This window comes from Halopseudomonas phragmitis (assembly GCF_002056295.1).
In the GTDB taxonomy this organism is placed as follows: domain Bacteria; phylum Pseudomonadota; class Gammaproteobacteria; order Pseudomonadales; family Pseudomonadaceae; genus Halopseudomonas; species Halopseudomonas phragmitis.
The window spans coordinates 1,006,841-1,025,898 of the sequence record NZ_CP020100.1 but is presented as its reverse complement, the minus strand read 5'-3'; the positions used below and the strand labels follow the sequence as shown (position 1 = coordinate 1,025,898).

At 58.9% G+C, this 19,058-nt stretch carries 16 protein-coding genes; 7 read left to right on the top strand and 9 right to left on the bottom strand.

The genetic code is table 11. From position 1 onward, the window contains the following. Nucleotides 1–206: 206 nt before the first annotated feature. The 4 genes from BVH74_RS04765 to mnmG are packed head-to-tail and all read right to left on the bottom strand — an operon-like array spanning nt 207 to nt 4,453. Nucleotides 207–1,070, bottom strand: coding sequence for a ParB/RepB/Spo0J family partition protein (locus BVH74_RS04765; RefSeq protein WP_080048962.1), 864 nt, complete (start codon nt 1,068–1,070; stop codon nt 207–209). A gap of 27 nt (nt 1,071–1,097) precedes the next feature. Next, nucleotides 1,098–1,895, bottom strand: a complete 798-nt coding sequence (locus BVH74_RS04760) for a ParA family protein (protein WP_080048961.1) — start codon at nt 1,893–1,895, stop codon at nt 1,098–1,100. Between the two features lie 9 nt (nt 1,896–1,904). Further along, the gene (gene rsmG / locus BVH74_RS04755) at nt 1,905–2,549 is read right to left on the bottom strand and encodes a 16S rRNA (guanine(527)-N(7))-methyltransferase RsmG (RefSeq protein WP_080048960.1); all 645 of its coding nucleotides are present in this window, start codon (nt 2,547–2,549) and stop codon (nt 1,905–1,907) included. 5 nt (nt 2,550–2,554) lie between these two features. Further along, complete coding sequence (gene mnmG, locus BVH74_RS04750; RefSeq protein WP_080048959.1) at nt 2,555–4,453, bottom strand: tRNA uridine-5-carboxymethylaminomethyl(34) synthesis enzyme MnmG; 1,899 nt, start codon at nt 4,451–4,453, stop codon at nt 2,555–2,557. A 610-nt stretch (nt 4,454–5,063) separates the two neighbouring features. Between mnmG and codB the strand changes: the two genes are divergently transcribed. Genes codB through codA form a run of 3 tightly spaced genes read left to right on the top strand, consistent with a single transcriptional unit; the run spans nt 5,064 to nt 8,354 of the window. Then, the gene (codB, locus tag BVH74_RS04745) at nt 5,064–6,350 is read left to right on the top strand and encodes a cytosine permease (protein ID WP_080048958.1); all 1,287 of its coding nucleotides are present in this window, start codon (nt 5,064–5,066) and stop codon (nt 6,348–6,350) included. After that, the gene (locus tag BVH74_RS04740) at nt 6,347–7,114 is read left to right on the top strand and encodes a PucR family transcriptional regulator (protein ID WP_205890201.1); all 768 of its coding nucleotides are present in this window, start codon (nt 6,347–6,349) and stop codon (nt 7,112–7,114) included. Before codB ends, BVH74_RS04740 begins: the two co-directional genes overlap by 4 nt. Then, nucleotides 7,098–8,354 (top strand): cytosine deaminase, encoded by a 1,257-nt coding sequence (codA, locus tag BVH74_RS04735; RefSeq protein WP_080048956.1) that lies wholly within the window; start codon nt 7,098–7,100, stop codon nt 8,352–8,354. The genes BVH74_RS04740 and codA overlap by 17 nt, the downstream gene beginning before the upstream one ends. Nucleotides 8,355–8,357: 3 nt before the next feature. Here the strand turns inward: codA and mnmE are convergent, their stop codons facing one another. The 5 genes from mnmE to rpmH form a co-directional block, all read right to left on the bottom strand. Then, nucleotides 8,358–9,725: a tRNA uridine-5-carboxymethylaminomethyl(34) synthesis GTPase MnmE gene (gene mnmE, locus BVH74_RS04730; RefSeq protein ID WP_080048955.1), complete on the bottom strand. Its 1,368-nt coding sequence runs from the start codon at nt 9,723–9,725 to the stop codon at nt 8,358–8,360. Nucleotides 9,726–9,804: 79 nt separating this feature from the next. Continuing rightward, the gene (yidC, locus tag BVH74_RS04725) at nt 9,805–11,484 is read right to left on the bottom strand and encodes a membrane protein insertase YidC (RefSeq protein ID WP_080048954.1); all 1,680 of its coding nucleotides are present in this window, start codon (nt 11,482–11,484) and stop codon (nt 9,805–9,807) included. Further along, nucleotides 11,481–11,732: a membrane protein insertion efficiency factor YidD gene (gene yidD / locus BVH74_RS04720; RefSeq protein ID WP_080048953.1), complete on the bottom strand. Its 252-nt coding sequence runs from the start codon at nt 11,730–11,732 to the stop codon at nt 11,481–11,483. Before yidD ends, yidC begins: the two co-directional genes overlap by 4 nt. Further along, entirely contained in the window at nt 11,725–12,123 is a 399-nt protein-coding gene (gene rnpA, locus BVH74_RS04715; protein WP_080048952.1) for a ribonuclease P protein component, read from the bottom strand. The genes yidD and rnpA overlap by 8 nt, the downstream gene beginning before the upstream one ends. Nucleotides 12,124–12,138: 15 nt before the next feature. Further along, nucleotides 12,139–12,273: a 50S ribosomal protein L34 gene (gene rpmH / locus BVH74_RS04710; protein WP_080048951.1), complete on the bottom strand. Its 135-nt coding sequence runs from the start codon at nt 12,271–12,273 to the stop codon at nt 12,139–12,141. Nucleotides 12,274–12,863: 590 nt separating this feature from the next. Between rpmH and dnaA the strand changes: the two genes are divergently transcribed. The 4 genes from dnaA to gyrB are packed head-to-tail and all read left to right on the top strand — an operon-like array spanning nt 12,864 to nt 19,043. Further along, nucleotides 12,864–14,360, top strand: a complete 1,497-nt coding sequence (gene dnaA / locus BVH74_RS04705) for a chromosomal replication initiator protein DnaA (RefSeq protein WP_080048950.1) — start codon at nt 12,864–12,866, stop codon at nt 14,358–14,360. 46 nt (nt 14,361–14,406) lie between these two features. After that, nucleotides 14,407–15,510 carry a DNA polymerase III subunit beta gene (gene dnaN, locus BVH74_RS04700; protein ID WP_080048949.1) on the top strand — a complete coding sequence of 368 codons (1,104 nt, stop codon included), beginning with the start codon at nt 14,407–14,409 and terminating at the stop codon, nt 15,508–15,510. A 7-nt stretch (nt 15,511–15,517) separates the two neighbouring features. Further along, a complete protein-coding gene (gene recF / locus BVH74_RS04695; protein WP_080048948.1) occupies nt 15,518–16,612 on the top strand; it encodes a DNA replication/repair protein RecF in 1,095 nt (364 codons plus the stop codon). Nucleotides 16,613–16,628: 16 nt separating this feature from the next. Beyond that, nucleotides 16,629–19,043 carry a DNA topoisomerase (ATP-hydrolyzing) subunit B gene (gene gyrB / locus BVH74_RS04690; RefSeq protein ID WP_080048947.1) on the top strand — a complete coding sequence of 805 codons (2,415 nt, stop codon included), beginning with the start codon at nt 16,629–16,631 and terminating at the stop codon, nt 19,041–19,043. The last annotated feature ends 15 nt before the right edge of the window (nt 19,044–19,058 follow it).

The following is a 19,058-nucleotide window of genomic DNA, read 5'->3' as shown; positions in this document are numbered from 1 at the left end:
TTACCCTAACCTGTGATACGGCCTCTTCCGGGCGCATTCCGGTTGTTTGCTTGCAACAAACTGGTGCATTCACCAGCCAAAACAGCGCGAGGGAGTATAGGTTGAATAACCAGCAGGTTCAACCGAAACCGCCCGAAATCCGGTCGATTTTCGCCGCTATTGCCACCTTGGCAGGTGGGTTCACGACCAAAGTAGCGGCCCGGCTGTCACTTGATGTGCATCAAAACGCCGTCCAGTTCATCCAGTGAACTGTAGCTGATGACCAGCTTGCCTTTGCCCTTGTTGCCGTGCTGAATTTTCACCTCGGCGCCGAGTCGCTCGGACAGATCCAGTTGCAGCCGGTCGATATCCGGATTGCTGCGAACCTGGGCTGACTCACGGCGCGGATTCAGCCATTGGCGAACCAGCGCTTCGGTCTGGCGGACGGTCAACCCCTTGGCCACGACCTGACGGGCGGCCTGAGTTTGCTGCTCCAGGGGCAGGCCGAGCAGAGCCCGGGCATGGCCCATCTCGATATCGCCACGCTCGAGCAGCAGTTTGACGTCATCGGGCAGGGCCATCAGACGCAGTAGATTGGTGACTGTGACTCGCGACTTGCCGACTGCGTTGGCCACTTCCTGCTGGGTCAGCTCGAATTCCTGCTGCAGGCGCTGCAGGGCCATGGCTTCTTCGATCGGATTAAGGTCTTCACGCTGGATGTTCTCGATCAGCGCCATGGCGATCGCGGCTTCGTCCGGAACCTCGCGGATTACCGCCGGAATGGAGTCCAGCCCGGCCAGTTGGGTCGCCCGCCAGCGCCGCTCACCGGCAATGATTTCGTAGCGCTGCCCATCGATCGGCCGCACTACGATCGGCTGCATCACGCCCTGGGCCTTGATCGACTCTGCCAGTTCCTCAAGGGCCTGGGGGTCCATGTCCCGCCGCGGTTGATATTTGCCGCGCTGAATCAGATCGACCGGCAGCTCCTTGAGCTGCTGATCCTGACTGTCTTCCACCGGTTGCCGGGCGGCGTTGGCCTGCCCAAGCAGTGCATCCAGTCCTCGTCCCAAGCCGCGCTTTTTCGCCGCCATGCCTGTGCTGTCCTTCTTCCGGTTAGATTATTCGGTTGCTGCTGCCGCGGCCTTGGCCGCCTGCTTGCTGCGCCGTACCAGTTCACCGGCCAGCGCCAGATACGCCACTGCGCCGCGCGACTGCTTGTCGTAGGCCAGTGCCGGCATGCCGAAACTCGGCGCCTCGGCCAGACGCACATTGCGTGGAATCACGGTCTGATAGAGCTTGTCGCCAAAATGGCTGGAGAGCTGGGCCGACACATCCAGAGTCAGGCTGTTGCGCGGATCGTACATGGTCCGCAGCAGACCTTCGATCTGCAGATTGGGGTTAAGTACCGCGGCAATCCGGCTGATAGTGTCGACCAGCGCCGACAACCCCTCCAGCGCGTAGTATTCGCACTGCATCGGAATAACCACACCATCGGCGGCAACCAGTCCGTTGACCGTCAGCATGTTCAGCGACGGCGGGCAGTCGATCAGGATGAAATCGTATTTGCCCCGGACATTCGTCAAGGCGTAGCGCAGCCGGCTCTCTTTCATCTTGATATCAAGCAGTTCGACTTCGGCAGCGGTCAGGTCGCCGTTGGCCGGCAGCAAGTCATAACCGCCATGTTCGGAACGTTGCAGGGCCTGATCCAGTTCACAGCGGCCGGTCAGCAGTTCGTACACCGAGTTGTCCAGTTCCGCCTTGTCGATCCCGCTGCCCATGGTCGCATTGCCCTGGGGGTCGAGGTCGATCAGCAGCACCTTGCGCTTGGTAGCGGCCAGCGAGGCGGCGAGGTTGATACAGGTCGTAGTCTTGCCGACACCGCCTTTCTGGTTGGCAATAGCCAGTACCTTACCCACTGACACCTCCTATCCGTTATCCGCCGAAGTCACCCGACGCAGTATCAGCAGATGACGGCTGCCCTGGCAACCGGGAACTGACAATTGCGTGCTTTGTTCAACCCGGAAGTCGAGCGGCAGGGCTGCCAGCTCTTCTTCAGGATACTGGCCTTTCATCGCCAGCCAGCGGGTTTTCACCGTTCCCAGATGCCGGGTCAGTGCGACGAAGTCATTGGCCGCGCTGAAGGCCCGCGAGACCACACCATCAAACGGCTGCTTCGGAGCAAAAGCTTCAACCCGGCTGTTGACCACCTCCAGATTGCCCAGCCCCAGCTCGAGCCGAACCTGGGTGAGAAAGCGGGTTTTCTTGCCGTTGCTGTCAAGCAGGGTGAACTGACAGTCCGGACGCATGATCGCCAGGATCACCCCGGGCATGCCACCACCGCTACCCACATCCAGCCAGCGGCCAGGGGTGACGAACGGCAGCACGCTCAGGCTGTCGAGCAGGTGGCGGCTGACCATTTCATCGGGATTACGTACCGCCGTGAGGTTGTAGGCCTTGTTCCACTTGATCAGCAATGCCAGATAGCCTAGCAGCAGCGAGCTCTGCTGAGGGCTGAGGGCGATATCCAGTTGCGCGGCGCCGGCCGCCAATTCCTGTGCCTTGTCCTGCATCCGCCTTACGCCTCCCGGGCCAGTTGACTGCCACCCAGGGCGTTGCGTTTTTTCAGATGGATCAGCAACAGGCTGACCGCCGCCGGCGTCACGCCGGGAATCCGCGAGGCCTGACCCAAGGTTTCCGGGCGGGCGGCATCGAGCTTGTGCTTGATCTCGTTGGACAGGCCGCTGAGCGCCTGATAGTCGAGGTCAGCCGGCAACCGGGTGGCCTCATGCTGACGCAGACGGTCGATTTCCTCCTGCTGACGCTCGATATAGCCGGCATACTTGGTCTGGATTTCGACCTGTTCGGCCACGGCCGGATCGATGCTCTGCTCACCGGTAGTGTCACACAGGCCAGCGTAGTCGACTTCTGGGCGACGCAGCAGATCCAGCAGGTTGTATTCGCGTGTCAGCGGCACGCCGTAACGGCTGGCAAAGGCTTCGGCCTGGGCACTGCCAGGCTGTACCCAGGTGCTGCGCAAGCGCTGGTTTTCCAGCTCGATGGCTTCGCGCTTGGCGTTGAACGCGGCCCAGCGGGCGTCGTCGATCAGGCCCAGGGCCCGGCCCTGTTCGGTCAGGCGCAGGTCGGCGTTGTCTTCACGCAGCACCAGACGGTATTCGGCCCGCGAGGTGAACATCCGATAGGGCTCCTGGGTGCCCAAAGTAATCAGGTCGTCGACCAGCACGCCGATGTAGGCTTCGTCACGGCGCGGGCACCAGGCGTCCTGGCCCTGGGCGCGGCGGGCGGCGTTGAGGCCGGCCAGCAACCCCTGGGCGCCGGCCTCTTCGTAACCGGTGGTGCCGTTGATCTGCCCGGCGAAGAACAGCCCGCCGATGACCTTGGTTTCCAGCGAATACTTCAGATCCTGCGGGTTGAAGTAGTCGTATTCGATGGCATACCCCGGACGCAGGATATGGGCATTTTCCATGCCCTTGATCGAGCGCACGAGCTCCAGCTGCACGTCAAACGGCAGCGAGGTGGAAATGCCGTTGGGATACAGCTCATGGGTGGTCAGGCCTTCCGGCTCGATGAACACCTGATGGCTGTTCTTGTCGGCAAAGCGATGAATCTTGTCCTCGATCGACGGGCAGTAGCGCGGGCCAATGCCCTCGATCACCCCGGTGTACATCGGCGAGCGGTCGAGGTTGTTGCGGATGATCTCGTGGGTACGCTCGTTGGTGTGAGTGATCCAGCAGTTGACCTGCTCGGGGTGCTCGTCGACCGAGCCCATGAACGACATGACCGGCAACGGGGTATCGCCGGGCTGCGGGGTCATCTGGGAAAAATCCACACTCTTGCCGTCGATCCGCGGCGGGGTGCCGGTTTTCAGCCGGTCGACCCGCAGCGGCAGTTCGCGCAGGCGCTGGGCCAGGGCAATCGCCGGCGGGTCGCCGGCGCGGCCACCGGAATAGTTGTCCAGACCAATGTGAATGCGCCCGCCAAGGAAGGTACCGGCAGTCAGCACCACGTTGTCGGCGAGAAAGCGCAGGCCCATCTGGGTCACGACACCGCGTACCTGCTCCTGTTCGACGATCAGGTCATCGCAGGCCTGCTGGAAGATCCACAGGTTCGGCTGGTTCTCCAGCATCTGGCGGATCGCCGCCTTGTACAGCACCCGGTCGGCCTGAGCGCGGGTGGCACGCACCGCCGGGCCCTTGCGGCTATTGAGAATCCGGAACTGGATCCCGGCCTGGTCGGTCGCCCGAGCCATGGCGCCACCCAGCGCATCGATTTCCTTGACCAGGTGACTCTTGCCAATCCCGCCAATGGCTGGGTTGCAGCTCATCTGTCCCAGGGTTTCGACGTTGTGGCTGAGCAGCAGAGTCTTCACACCCATGCGTGCAGCCGCCAGCGCGGCCTCGGTACCGGCATGGCCGCCACCTACCACGATCACGTCAAAACGACTTGGATAGTCCACCGCTCACCTCATTGCCCGGTTCAGGCTGATTTTGGGAAAAGGGGCTGATTATAGGCCCAGAGCGAAAAAATTGCAGCCAGCGGTTGAACGTTTTTTGATCAACCCGGGGTAAGCCAAGAAGGTGAAGGAAATTACATAGAGAAAAGGAAAACATGTTTAAAAACCTAGTTTATATGACTGTATATGATCAGCCCATTTTCTGTGGATAAGCATAAAAAATCCAATATCTTCATTCGGTTAGAGAAAGCATAAGGTTGTTGGCGATAGGGGGACAGACAGGGGTGAATCCTTGGGTAAAGCTGTGGGTAACCAGTTGGCTTATCCACAGGCGGGTTTGCCCTCAGTCCATGCACAGGGTTATCGACCTGGCTCAGGGTGGGTTTTCCACAGGGTTTATTCGACCAATCCGCATCATTTTGGGGCGTTATTAACCTATACAGGCGGGAGGGTTATGGCTATTTGTGCAGTTTGCACAGCTCATTGGTTCAGCCAACGGCGTGAGGGCAACCTAAACTGGCCCGTGGCACAGCCATTGCAAATGCCCAAGGGACTGAACCGTGGCGGGGCGCTGACGCAACCCATGCCCCTTTTAGAATAGGGAGATACCGTGATGACTGATACGCATGTGACTGCAGACCAGGACTACCCCTTGGAGCCTGTGCCGGCTCAGGCCAGAAAAAGCCTGTGGTCGATGGGCTTTGTGCTGCTGGGCTTTACCTTCTTTACCGCCACCATGTGGGCTGGCGGCAGTATTGGCACGGCCTTCGACTTTTCCACCATGTTGTGGATTCTGCTGATCGGCAACCTGTTGCTGGGTTGTTACGCGGCGGTGCTGGGCTATATTGCCGCCCGCTCTGGGTTGAACACCGCCTTGATGAGCCGGTTCGCCTTTGGCGAACTGGGCAGCAAGTTGTCTGATGTGCTTCTTGGTTTCACCCAGATCGGTTGGTATGCCTGGGGGACCGCTACCATGGCCTTGCTGCTGGTCAAGATGACCGGTTTGCCTGAGGGGCTGACCCTGCCGTTGATGGTGTTGTTCGGGTTTGGATTCTGTGTCAGTGCCTTTGTTGGTTATCGGGGCCTGGACCTGCTGTCGCGTTTTGCCGTGCCGGCGATGATCATTCTGGTTGCCGTCAGTCTGACGATTGCTGCCTCCGATGCTGGCGGGCTGTCAGGGCTTAGCAGTGTGATCCCCAGTACCGAGATGAGTGTGGCTGCCGCCATTACCCTGGTGTTCGGTACCTTCGTCAGCGGCGGTACCCAGGCGACCAACTGGACCCGGTTCGCCCGTTCGGGCAAGTCCGCGGTACTGGCAACCCTGGCTGCCTTTTTCCTGGGCAATGGCTTGATGACGCTGGTGGGGGCCTTTGGCGCACTGGTCTATCAACAGGCTGATATCGTCGATATTCTGGTGGCCCAGGGGCTGGCAACGCTGGGGATCCTGATGCTGTTTCTCAATCTGTGGACCACGCAGGACAATACCGTCTACAACTTTGCCGTGGCCGGCTGCAATCTGTTGCGTACCGAGCGGCGCAGAACCATTACCCTGGTCGGTGCGGCTATCGGTACTCTGCTGGCGGTGCTGGGGATGTACGCCTGGCTGATTCCCTTTCTGATTCTGCTCGGCACCTTCATTCCGCCGGTCGGTGGGGTAATCATGGCCAATTATTTCGTGTCCTGGCGGGGGCGCTATCCGGAGATTGGCACAGCCCGATTGCCGGCCTTCAATCTGGTCGGGCTGACAGCCTATGCGTTGGGTTCGCTGGTTGCCTATGCTTCAGCCTGGATCGCGCCACTGGTTGGGGTGCTGGTTGCGGCGTTGTCTTATGTCCTGATCGAACTGGCAGTGGCCGGGGTGCGTGAACGTCGTGCCGCGTTGCTGCGCAGTGCCGGATGATGGGTCTGCGCTGTCGTGAAGTGTCGCAGTTGCCTGGCCTAGGGGGGATCCGCCTGCGCGCTGGGGCTGCCGGCAGCGAGCGGCTGGTACGCTGGCCCTATGTTGCCGAGAATCGCTCCTTTGGCCCCTGGATCAAAGGAGGGGAACTGGTATTCATTACCGGGATTGGTCGGCACCACAATCAGAGCAACCTGTTTGAGCTGCTGTATGAGGCGGCGCGTACCGAGATCGCAGGCCTGGTGATTCTGACCGGTGATGTCTATATCGGCCAGTTGCCGCTGGCTTTGTTGCGCCTGGCCGATCAGTTGCAGATGCCGCTGTTGGAGCAGCCATACTCGCTGCCCATGGTGACTGTGACCGAAGCCATCAGCCGGGCAATCGTGCAGCGCGAACAGCAGGCCCGGCGTCTGGCCGAGCAGCAGGCCGGCTCGTTGCTCGAGCGGTTGCAGTTGCGGGTGGGCGAGCCTGAGGAGCGCCTGGCCCTGATCGACCCTTTTATTGGCCAGCATCTGGAGTTGCTGAAACAACTGGCCAGCAGTCTGGAAGCCTGGTTGGCGCACCAGGGCAACCTGACGGCGGCGGCCGATGCCTTAGGTTGTCACCGCAACTCGCTGCGCTATCGGCTGGACAAGCTGTTTACCCTGACTGGGCTTGAGCCCGGCAATATCGATGATATCTACACCCTGACGCTGGCTCTGGCTCTGCTGCGCGAGCCGGCGTCACCACGCCTGAATCTGGAGACCCCGCATGACCCCGCATCTTGAAGCCATCGTCAATGCCCGTCTGGTTGGTGCCGACGGCCTGTATACCCTGCGCATGGCCTCCGGCCGTTTCAGCGCCATCGAATCCCAGGTTGGCGAGCTGAACGCCAGTGCAGAGCAACTGGACGCCAGGGGCAATCTGGTCAGTGCGCCCTTTGTTGAGCCGCATATTCATCTGGATGCGGCGCTGACCGCTGGTGAGCCGCGCTGGAACCGCAGTGGTACGCTGTTCGAAGGTATCGAATGCTGGGCTGAGCGCAAGGCGCTGCTCAGCCGTGAGGACGTGATAGGGCGTGCCGAGCAGACCCTCAAACTGTTCGCTGCGCATGGCATTCAGTATGTACGCACCCATGTCGATGTCACCGACCCGCAACTGACGGCCCTACAGGCCATGGTCGAGGTGCGCGAGCGCGTCCGGGATTTCGTCGATCTGCAGATTGTGGCCTTTCCCCAGGAAGGCATTCTGTCCTTTCCCAAGGGCCCGGAACTGATGAGCCGTGCGCTGGAGCTGGGCGCCGATGTGATCGGTGGAATCCCGCACTTCGAGTTTACCCGTGATTATGGGGTCGAGTCGGTCAAGCTGTTGATGGATTTGGCCCAGGCCCACGATTGTCTGGTAGATGTGCACTGCGACGAAATCGACGACCCGCAATCGCGCTTTCTCGAAGTGCTGGCAGCCGAAGCCCTGAGCCGTGATTACGGTAGCCGGGTCACCGCCAGCCACACCTGCGCCATGCACTCCTATGACCAGGCCTATTGCAGCCGCCTATTCCGCCTGCTGCAGAAGGCCGGGTTGCGGTTTGTCGCGCTGCCGACCGAGAACCTGCATCTGCAAGGACGCTTCGATGGTTATCCAAAGCGCCGGGGCATCACCCGGGTGCCGGAGCTGCTGGATGCCGGACTCAAGGTCTGCTTTGGCCAGGACTCGATCCGCGACCCCTGGTACCCGATGGGCAATGGCAACCTGCTGCGCACTCTGGATGTTGGTCTGCATGCCTGTCACATGCTGGGCATAGAACGAATCGAAAGCGCGCTTGAGCTGGTGACCGATAACGGCGCAGCGGCGCTTAACCTGAGTGACTATGGCATTGCCGTTGGCCGGCCGGCCCGTTGCATGGTGCTCCATGGCCACAACCCCTACCAGGTGCTGCTCAACCAGTCGCCGGTGCTGGCCTCGGTGCGTGATGGTCGCTGCCTGGTTCAGCGGCAGATCAGCCAGCCGGCAGTGGCTGGTTGGGAGTAAGGCTTACTTGCCAATACAGAAACTGGAAAAAATCCGCCCCAGCAGATCATCGGCACTGAACTGGCCGGTGATCTCGCCCAGTGCCTGTTGCGCCATGCGCAGGTCTTCAGCCAGCAGTTCGCCGGCGCCCAGGACGGTCAGTTGCTGGTGGCCATGGCTGAGGAATTCGGCCGCCTGTTCCAGTGCCTGCAGGTGTCGGCGGCGGGCGCTGAACAAGCTTTCGGCGGTCTGCTCAAAGCCCATGCAGCTTTTCAGGTGCTCGCGCAGCAACTCGATCCCTTCGCCGTTGCGGGCGCTCAGACACAGGCTTACGCTACCGTCATCGGCGCTCTGCAGGCCAACCGGTTCACCGCTGATATCCACCTTGTTGTAGATCAGGGTGATTTTCGCCGGGTCCGGGTGCTGGTCAAGAAACTCCGGCCACAGACTGTCCGGGTTGCCGGCTTCCGGCTGACTGGCATCGACCACCAGCAGAATGCGGTCGGCTTCGGCAATCGCGTTCATCGCCCGTTCCACCCCGATCCGCTCGACAACATCATCAGTGGCGCGCAGGCCGGCAGTATCAATGATATGTAGCGGCATGCCGTCAATGTGGATATGTTCACGCAGGATGTCGCGGGTGGTGCCGGCTATGTCGGTGACAATCGCGCTGTCCTTGCCGGCCAGGGCATTGAGCAAGCTGGACTTGCCGGCATTGGGCCGACCGGCGATCACTACGGTCATGCCATCGCGCAGCAAGGCTCCCTGCCCGGCTTCGCGCTGGACCTGGGTCAGTTGGTTCTGGATCGCGTGTAGCTGGCCGAGTACGTGACCATCGGCGAGAAAATCGATTTCCTCTTCGGGAAAGTCGATCGCCGCCTCGACATAGATGCGCAACTGGATCAGTGCTTCGGTCAGCTCATCTACCCGCCGGGAGAAGGCCCCCTGCAGCGATTGCACGGCATTGCGCGCGGCTTGCTCGGAGCTGGCTTCGATCAGATCGGCGATGGCTTCGGCCTGGGCCAGGTCAAGCTTGTCGTTGAGAAAGGCCCGTTCACTGAACTCGCCCGGGCGGGCCAGCCGCGCGCCACAATCCAGGCAGGCCTTGAGCAGCATATCCATGACCACCGGGCCACCGTGGCCATGCAGCTCCAGCACATCTTCGCCGGTAAATGAGTGTGGCCCGGGAAAGAACAGGGTCAGCCCCTGATCGAGCACCAGATCCTGATGCCAGAACGGGCCGTAGTGGGCATAGCGGGGTTTGGGCTCGATCCGGCTGAGTTGCCGGGCGACCGTAAGTGCCGCCGGGCCGGACAGGCGGATGATGCCGACGCCACCCTGCCCCGGCGGGGTGGCGATGGCGGCAATGGTATCGGCATGGTAACGGCTCATGGCATCCTCTGTGCGACTTAAGGCACCTCAATGCAAAACGCCCCGGGATCGGGGCGTTTGCGTGGCGCGGGGTTCAGCTTCAGGCCTTCTCGGCCGCCCCCTCGATCTGCCGGGTAATGTACCACTGTTGCGCGATCGACAGGATGTTGTTGACCACCCAGTACAGCACTAGACCGGCCGGGAACCAGAGGAAGAAGAAGGTGAAGATGATCGGCAGCATCTTCATCACCTTGGCCTGCATCGGATCCGGCGGAGTCGGATTGAGCAGCTGCTGGATGTACATGGTCACACCCATCAGGATCGGCAGGATGAAGTAGGGGTCCTTCAGCGACAGATCACCAATCCAGCCCAGCCACTCGGCCTGACGCATTTCCACGCTTTCCATCAGTACCCAGTACAGGGCGATGAACACCGGCATCTGCACCAGAATCGGCAAACAGCCACCCAGCGGGTTGATCTTTTCCTTCTTGTACAGCTCCATCATCGCCTGGGACATTTTCTGCCGGTCATCGCCATGCTGCTCGCGCAGCGCCTGCAGCTTCGGCGACACCCGGCGCATGTTGGCCATCGAACGGTAACTGGTGGCTGACAGCGGGAAGAACACCAGTTTGATCAGAATGGTCAGCAGGATAATGCTCCAGCCCCAGTTGCCGACGAAGCCATGGATGATGCTCAGCACCCAGAACAGCGGCTGGGCAATCCACCACAGGAAACCATAGTCGACGGTCAGTTCCAGGCCCTGGGAAATTTCCCCCAGGCGGTCCTGGATTTTCGGGCCGGCGTAGAAATCGGCTTTCAGGCTGGCTTGCTCGCCTGCGGCAATACTGGTGGCCGGGCTGATAAAGCCGATGATGTAGTTGCCCTGGCTATCCTTGCGGGTCTGGTAGACATTGTTCTGCTCAGCACTGGGAATCCAGGCGCTGACAAAGTAGTGCTGCAGCCAGGCTGCCCAGCCGCCGGTAACGGTTTCGCTCAGCCGCGACTTGTCCATGTCCTTGAAGCTGACTTTGGTATAGGAGCGGTCAGCACTCCAATAGGCTCCGCCCAGGTAGGTGGCCATGCCGGTGGCACCGGTGCTGGAGGGATCACCACTCTGGTCACGCTTGATCTGACCGTAGAGGTTGCCGGTCCAGGTAGCATCGCTCTGGTTGTCGATCAGGTATTCGACGCCGACCAGATAGTCGCCACGGGTGAAGGTGAAGCGCTTGATGTAGCTGACCTCACCCTCTTGATAGTTGAGGTCAACCACCAGGGTTTCGGCGTCGCCCAGTTCGTACTGGGTCTGGGCACTGCTGAACTGCGGTCGGCCAGAGGCACGGGCGTCCAGGCCGTTGGGGCCAATCAGGCCACTCTGGGCGACATAGGTGCGGGCACTGCTCTGCTCCAGCAATTGGAACGGCAGGTCGGGCCGGTCCTTGCGCTGCGGGTATTGCGGCAAGGCCACGGCGACGATATCACCGCCGCGCGGGTCGATGCTGACCAGCATGCTGTCGGTGCGTACCTGGATCAATTCGTTGCTGGTGGCTACAGGCACTGCCGGGGTGCTGGGCACTTCGTTGGCGGAGGGCTCGATGACTTCGGGTACGTCGCCATCAACCTGAGCCGTGGCCAGATCCGGCAGGTCGTTGCCCTGCAGCGGGCTGGTAGCGGCTTCGGCCGGCGGCAGTTCGGGTTGACCGTAGTCCTTGTTCCACTGCAAAACCATGAGGTAGGTGATCACGAGCAAGGCAGCAATAAGGATATTTCGTTGCATGTTCATGGTTTGTTGGCCATCTGGGAAGAAGGGTTGTCAGACGCTGGTGGAACAGGATCGTAGCCACCGGGATTCCAGGGGTGGCAACGGCTCAGGCGACGGGCGCTGAGCAGACTGCCCTTGAGCAAGCCATGTTGTTCGATGGCTTCCTGGGCATAACAGGAGCAGCTTGGGTAGAAACGGCAATGATTGGCCATCAGCGGACTGATAGCGTAGCGGTAAACCTTGATCAGTCCGAGCGCGACTCTACGCATGGGATGACGGGGGTCCAGATTCGCGAGTTCGTTTGTGCTTGTCAGCCGATTTGATCAGTCGGCGCCACATGTCCCGAAACAGGGCGTGCAGCGCCTGACTGTCAAGGTCGCCCAGGCCGCGGCGGGCCAGAACGACAATATCCAGATTGCCCAGTTCAGCACGGTGATGCCTGAAGGACTCACGTGCCACGCGTTTGACCTTGTTACGGTCTACGGCACGCCGGACATTTTTTTTGGCTATGACCAAACCCAGCCGTGCATGCTCTTGCTCATTGAATCGAGCGAGCAACAACAGACTGGGTCCTGAGGCTTTGCAGGTGGCTCCATCGAAAACGGCCTTGAACTGGCCAGGCGTCAATAACCTGTATTCAGGGCCAAACCCGAGATCCACCTGGATAACCGGGTCTTAGGCTGACAGACGCTTGCGGCCTTTGGCACGACGACGGGCCAGAACCTGGCGACCGTTTTTGGTGGCCATACGAGCACGGAAACCGTGGTTACGCTTGCGCTTCAAAACGCTGGGTTGGAAAGTTCTTTTCATCTTCAGATACCTGAGTGGTTCAACAAGAGCCAATGAGCCCTTTCAAGGGACCGGCAATTCTAGAGAATTCGCCCGCCCAGGTCAATTTCATTCGGTGGTTGTGAGTAAAGAAAAAGAATAGAAAATCTATGTGTTTAAAAGATGAATATAAATACTGTTCTTAGTAGCTGCTAGAACTGTGGATAGATTGCCCTGGCTCAGGGGGGATGCAGGTTTAGGGCAAGGGATAAGGTTGTTGATAGGGTGTTGGGGCACGGGTTGGATGCTTGTGACTGTTCTGTGGATAAATGTGACTGATATCCACAGGGTGGTTTTGTGCACAACCCTTCAAGGAAATTGGCACAGGCTTGATCAAGGGTTTTCCACAGGGTTTAAGAGCCCCGTATTTCGTGGTTCACAGATGCATTGAACGATTATCGAAGTGGTGTTGCGACGCTCTGGCCCAATTACAGTAAATGCTTGATTGGTGTGGATAAGTCGAAGGTGAACCGCTAGAATGGATGGCTTGTCAGGACGAGAAACGCCGCACACGATGTGCCGCCTCCGTCTCCCAGAAACGTGTTGTATAAGGTCAAGTACCGGGGGATATTGTGTCTGTTGCACTCTGGCAGCAATGCATCGACTTCTTGCGTGATGAGCTACCATCTCAACAGTTCAATACCTGGATTCGCCCTCTGCAGGTTGATGGGGATCAGACCGAGCTGCGTTTGTACGCGCCCAACCGTTTCGTGCTGGACTGGGTCAATGACAAGTACCTGAATCGTATTCAGGAGTTGCTCGATGATTTGTCCCAGGGCCAGGCCCCATTGGTTTCATTGCTGATTGGCAGTCGCAGGAGCGCGGCGGCAGTCCAGGCCCCTGTCAGGACTCAACCAGCGCCAGTGCCCGCGGCCACACCGGCCCCCAGCGCCCCAGCCCCGGAACGGATAGCTGAACCAGTGCGCCCTCGGGCCCAGGTCAGTGCCCAGGGCTTTGAGCCAGAAGGCGCACCATTGTCCGATGCCGAAGTGGCCACGCCCTTGCCTGGCCAGGCAAGTGACAACTCCGCGCCGGCTTTGATCAAGCACACCAGTTACCTGAACCGCAGCTTCACGTTCGAAAACTTTGTCGAGGGTAAGTCGAACCAACTGGCTCGGGCGGCAGCCTGGCAGGTCGCCGATAACCCCAAGCATGGTTACAACCCGTTGTTCCTGTATGGCGGGGTGGGCCTGGGTAAAACCCACTTGATGCATGCGGTTGGCAACCACCTGTTGAAAAAGAACCCGGCAGCCAAGATCGTCTACCTGCATTCTGAGCGCTTCGTGGCAGATATGGTCAAGGCGCTGCAGATGAATGCGATCAATGACTTCAAGCGCTACTACCGTTCGGTCGATGCCCTGCTGATCGACGACATTCAGTTTTTCGCTAAGAAGGAACGCTCGCAGGAAGAGTTCTTTCATACCTTCAATGCTCTGCTTGAAGGTGGGCAGCAAGTGATTTTGACCAGTGACCGTTATCCCAAGGAAATTGACGGCCTGGAAGAGCGGCTAAAGTCGCGTTTCGGCTGGGGCCTGACGGTGGCGGTTGAGCCGCCGGAGCTGGAAACCCGGGTCGCTATTCTGATGAAGAAGGCCGAGCAGTCGCGGATCGATCTGCCGCATGATGCCGCCTTCTTCATTGCCCAGCGCATTCGCTCGAATGTCCGCGAACTGGAAGGTGCGCTCAAGCGGGTGATTGCCAGTGCCCATTTCATGGGGCGCGATATCACCATCGAGCTGATTCGTGAGTCGCTCAAGGATTTGCTGGCGCTGCAGGATAAGCTGGTGAGTATCGACAATATCCAGCGCACTGTGGCTGAGTACTACAAGATCAAGATCGCCGATATTCTCTCCAAGCGCCGTTCGCGCTCGGTGGCGCGGCCGCGTCAGGTAGCCATGGCTCTGTCCAAGGAACTGACCAATCACAGCCTGCCGGAAATCGGTGATGCTTTTGGTGGGCGGGATCACACCACTGTGCTGCACGCCACGCGCAAGATTGCCGAGCTGCGTGAAACCGATGCTGATATCCGCGAAGATTACAAGAACTTGCTGAGGACGCTGACCACCTGAGGTCACGTCGGCAACCTGCTAACCTGCACGAGGTCGAAGGAAGACTATGCAATTCACCATCCCGCGCGAAGCCCTGTTGAAGCCCCTGCAACTGGTGGCCGGTGTTGTCGAACGCAGACAGACCCTGCCCGTGTTGTCCAATGTTTTGCTGGTGGTTGACGGCAATACCCTGTCGATGACCGGGACCGATCTGGAAGTCGAACTGGTTGGCCGCATCAATCTGGAAGAGGCAGCGGTCGACGGCGAAATCACCGTACCGGCGCGCAAGCTGATGGATATCTGCAAGTCGCTACCTGATGACTCTGTACTGACTCTTAAGGTTGAAGACAACAAGGCCCTGATCAAGGCCGGGCGCAGCCGCTTTACCCTGGCTACCCTGCCTGCCAGCGATTTCCCCAATGTTGAAGACGGCCCGGGGGCCATGAGCTTTGCCATTGGTCAAAGCAAACTGCGTCGGCTGATTGAGCGGACCAGTTTCGCCATGGCCCAGCAGGACGTGCGTTATTACCTCAACGGCATGTTGCTGGAAATCAACAAGGGCCAACTGCGCGCAGTAGCAACTGATGGTCACCGGATGGCCATGTGTACTGTCGATGCTGGCATCGACTACCAGGAACGTTATCAACTGATCGTTCCGCGCAAGGGGATTCTTGAACTGGCGCGGCTGCTCGGTGAGGCTGACGATCTGGTCAATATCGTGTTGGGTACCCATCATATCCGCGCCACTACCGGCGACTTCACTTTCACCTCGAAGCTGGTCGATGGCAAATTCCCTGATTACGAGCGGGTCCTGCCGCGCGGTGGCGACAAGATTATCCTGGCTGATCGCCAGACGCTGCGTAATGCTTTCAGCCGTACGGCGATTCTGTCCAACGAAAAGTACCGTGGTATTCGTCTGATGCTCAGCGAAGCGCAGCTGAAAATCCAGGCCAACAACCCGGAGCAGGAAGAGGCTGAAGAAGATATCGTGGTCGACTACAGCGGTAATTCGCTGGAGATCGGTTTCAACGTCAGCTACCTGCTGGACGTAATGAACGTCCTGAGCAACGAGCAGATCAAGATGATCCTGTCCGATGCCAATAGCAGTGCCCTGATCCAGGAGTCCGAGTCTGACGACAGCCTCTACGTTGTCATGCCTATGCGTCTTTGAACGCTCGATGCCATTAAAGCGTCTGTCAGTCACCGCGGTGCGTAATCTGCACCCGGTGACTCTCCATCCCTCCCCACGCATCAACATCATTTCCGGCGCCAACGGCAGCGGCAAAACCAGTTTGCTCGAAGCCATTCATATTTTGGGCCTGGCCCGTTCGTTCCGCAGTACTCGCCTCAACCCAGTGATTCAGTATGAACAGCAACAGTGCACGGTTTTTGCTGACCTGAATTTGCATGCCGGTGCTCAACGCTCGATGGGCATTACCCGAGGCAAAGAGGCGGATTATCAGATTCGGATTGATGGCCAGAGCGTGCGCAGCACGGCGCAATTGGCCGAAACCCTGCCACTGCAGTTGATTAACCCCGAGAGTTTTCGTTTGCTTGAGGGAGCACCGAAGCAGCGCCGGCAATTTCTTGATTGGGGTGTGTTCCACGTGGAACATCAATTTCTGCCCAGTTGGCAGCGACTGCAAAAAAGCCTCAAGCAACGGAATTCACTGCTGCGTCGTGGTAGAATGGAACGTTCCATGCTCGCCCCGTGGGAAACCGAGCTGGTACAAATGGGGGAACGCATTGACCACTATCGGCGCGGCTATATACAGCAGCTCAAGCCCGAGTTTGAAACGGTGCTGGGTCAGTTGATAACCCTTGATGAACTCAGCTTGAGCTATTACCGCGGCTGGGACAAAGAGCGTGGGCTGGCTGAAGTGCTTGATCAGCAGTTCGAGCGAGATTGTCAATTGGGCCATACCCAGTCCGGGCCGCAGCGTGCTGACCTGCGTTTGCGAGTACGCGGTATGAATGCTGTCGACGTATTGTCTCGTGGCCAGCAGAAGCTGGTGGTATGCGCCTTGAAAATCGCCCAAGGGCATTTGCTCAAGGCCAGTGGACGGCAACAGGACTGTGTTTTCTTGGTCGATGACCTGCCCTCTGAACTGGATGGCCAGCACCGCGAAGCTCTGTGTCGCCTGCTTGAAGGATTGAATTGCCAAGTGTTCATTAGCTGTGTTGAGGCTGAGCAGTTGGCTGGTAGCTGGAAAACTGAAACACCGGTGTCCATGTTCCACGTGGAACATGGCCGAATTGTGCAGACTGGTTAATGTCTGGAGTGACGAAATGACCGACAACAATGCCTATGATTCATCCAGTATCAAGGTCTTGAAGGGCCTGGATGCGGTCCGTAAACGCCCCGGTATGTATATCGGTGATACGGATGATGGTACCGGCCTGCACCATATGGTGTTCGAAGTGGTCGATAACTCCATTGACGAGGCACTCGCCGGCCACTGTAGCGACATCGATATCATCATTCATACCGACGAATCGATCACTGTACGCGACAACGGCCGTGGTATTCCTGTGGATATCCACGAGGAAGGAGTGTCTGCTGCTGAAGTGATCATGACCGTCCTGCATGCCGGCGGTAAATTTGACGACAACAGCTACAAGGTATCCGGCGGTTTGCACGGTGTCGGGGTCTCGGTAGTCAACGCCCTGTCAGAGGTGCTTACCCTGACCATTCGTCGCCAGGGCAAGGTCTGGGAGCAGGAGTACCGTCATGGCGTCCCTCAGGAGCCGCTGAAGGCCGTAGGCGACACCGAGACCACCGGCACCCAGATCCATTTCAAGCCCTCGGCCGAGACCTTCAGCAGTATCAGTTTCAGCTGGGATATTCTCGCCAAACGCTTGCGCGAGCTGTCGTTCCTCAATTCCGGGGTCGGCATCAACCTGCGAGATGAGCGCAGTGGCAAGGTTGAAACCTTCAAGTACGAAGGTGGTTTGCGGGCCTTTGTCGAATACCTGAACCAGAACAAGAGTGCGGTCAACAGCGTGTTCCACTTCGACCTCCAGCGTGAGGATGGAATCGGTGTTGAGGTGGCGCTGCAGTGGAACGACAGCTTCAACGAAAACATCCTGTGTTTCACCAACAACATTCCCCAACGCGATGGCGGCACCCACCTGGCCGGTTTCCGCAGCGCCCTGACCCGCTCGCTGAACGCCTATATCGAGCAGGAAGGGTTGTTGAAGAAGATGAAAGTCAACACCTCCGGTGATGACGCCCGTGAAGGCCTGACCGCGATCATTTCGGTCAAGGTGCCGGATCCCAAGTTCTCCTCGCAAACCAAGGACAAGCTGGTCTCGTCTGAGGTGAAGACTGCGGTCGAGCAGGAAATGAACAAATATTTCGCCGATTATCTGCTGGAAAGCCCCGGTGAGGCCAAGGCAGTGGTTGGTAAGATGATTGATGCCGCTCGCGCCCGTGAAGCGGCGCGCAAGGCCCGGGAAATGACCCGGCGCAAGGGTGCACTGGATATTGCCGGGTTGCCGGGCAAACTGGCTGACTGTCAGGAAAAGGATCCTGCCCTGTCCGAACTCTACATAGTGGAGGGTGACTCTGCGGGTGGCTCGGCGAAACAGGGCCGCAACCGCAGAACCCAGGCCATTCTTCCGCTCAAGGGCAAGATCCTCAACGTCGAGAAGGCCCGCTTCGACAAGATGTTGTCCTCGGCTGAGGTCGGCACGCTGATCACCGCCCTGGGCTGCGGTATCGGTCGGGAAGAATTCAATATCGACAAGCTGCGTTACCACAACATCATCATCATGACCGATGCTGACGTCGACGGTTCGCACATTCGTACCCTGCTGCTGACCTTCTTCTTCCGGCAGATGCCGGAGCTGATCGAAAAGGGCTACATCTATATTGCCCAGCCGCCGCTGTACAAGATCAAGAAAGGCAAGCAGGAGCAGTACCTGAAGGATGATGAGGCGCTGGAAGAGTATCTGACCCAGTCGGCACTGGAAGACTCTTACCTGTTCGTCAACGAACATGCCCCGGGTATTACCGGTGAAGGTCTGGAAAAAATCGTGCAGGAATTCCGCTCGGTAATGAAGACCCTCAAGCGCCTGTCGCGCCTGTATCCGGAAGAGTTGATGGAGCACTTCATCTACCTGCCGCGTCTGAGTCTGGACAACCTGGCCGACAAGCCGTTCATGGAAAACTGGCTGGTTGGCTTCGAACAGCGGGTCAAACAGGGTGAGAAATCGGGTCAGGAATACCGGGTCAACCTGCGTGAAGACCGCGAGCGGCATTTGTGGTTGCCGGAAGTCGAGTCGATCAGTCACGGTCTGTCGAGCTACTTCACCTTCAACCGCGACCTGTTTGCCAGTAACGATTACCGGACCATGGCCGAGCTGGGTGAAAAGCTGCAAAGCCTGCTCGAAGACGGCGCCTATATTCAGCGCGGCGAGAAGAAGAGGCTGATCAGCACCTTCAAGGAAGCGCTGGAGTGGATGATGAATGAGACTGCACGCCGGCACAGCATTCAGCGCTATAAGGGGCTGGGTGAGATGAACCCCGAGCAGTTGTGGGAGACCACCATGGATCCGCAAAGCCGACGGATGCTGCGGGTCAATATCGAGGATGCTATTGCTGCCGACCAGATCTTCAACACCCTGATGGGTGATCACGTCGAGCCGCGTCGCGAGTTCATCGAAAGCAATGCCCTGGCGGTATCCAACCTCGACGTCTGATTCGGAGGCCCTGAG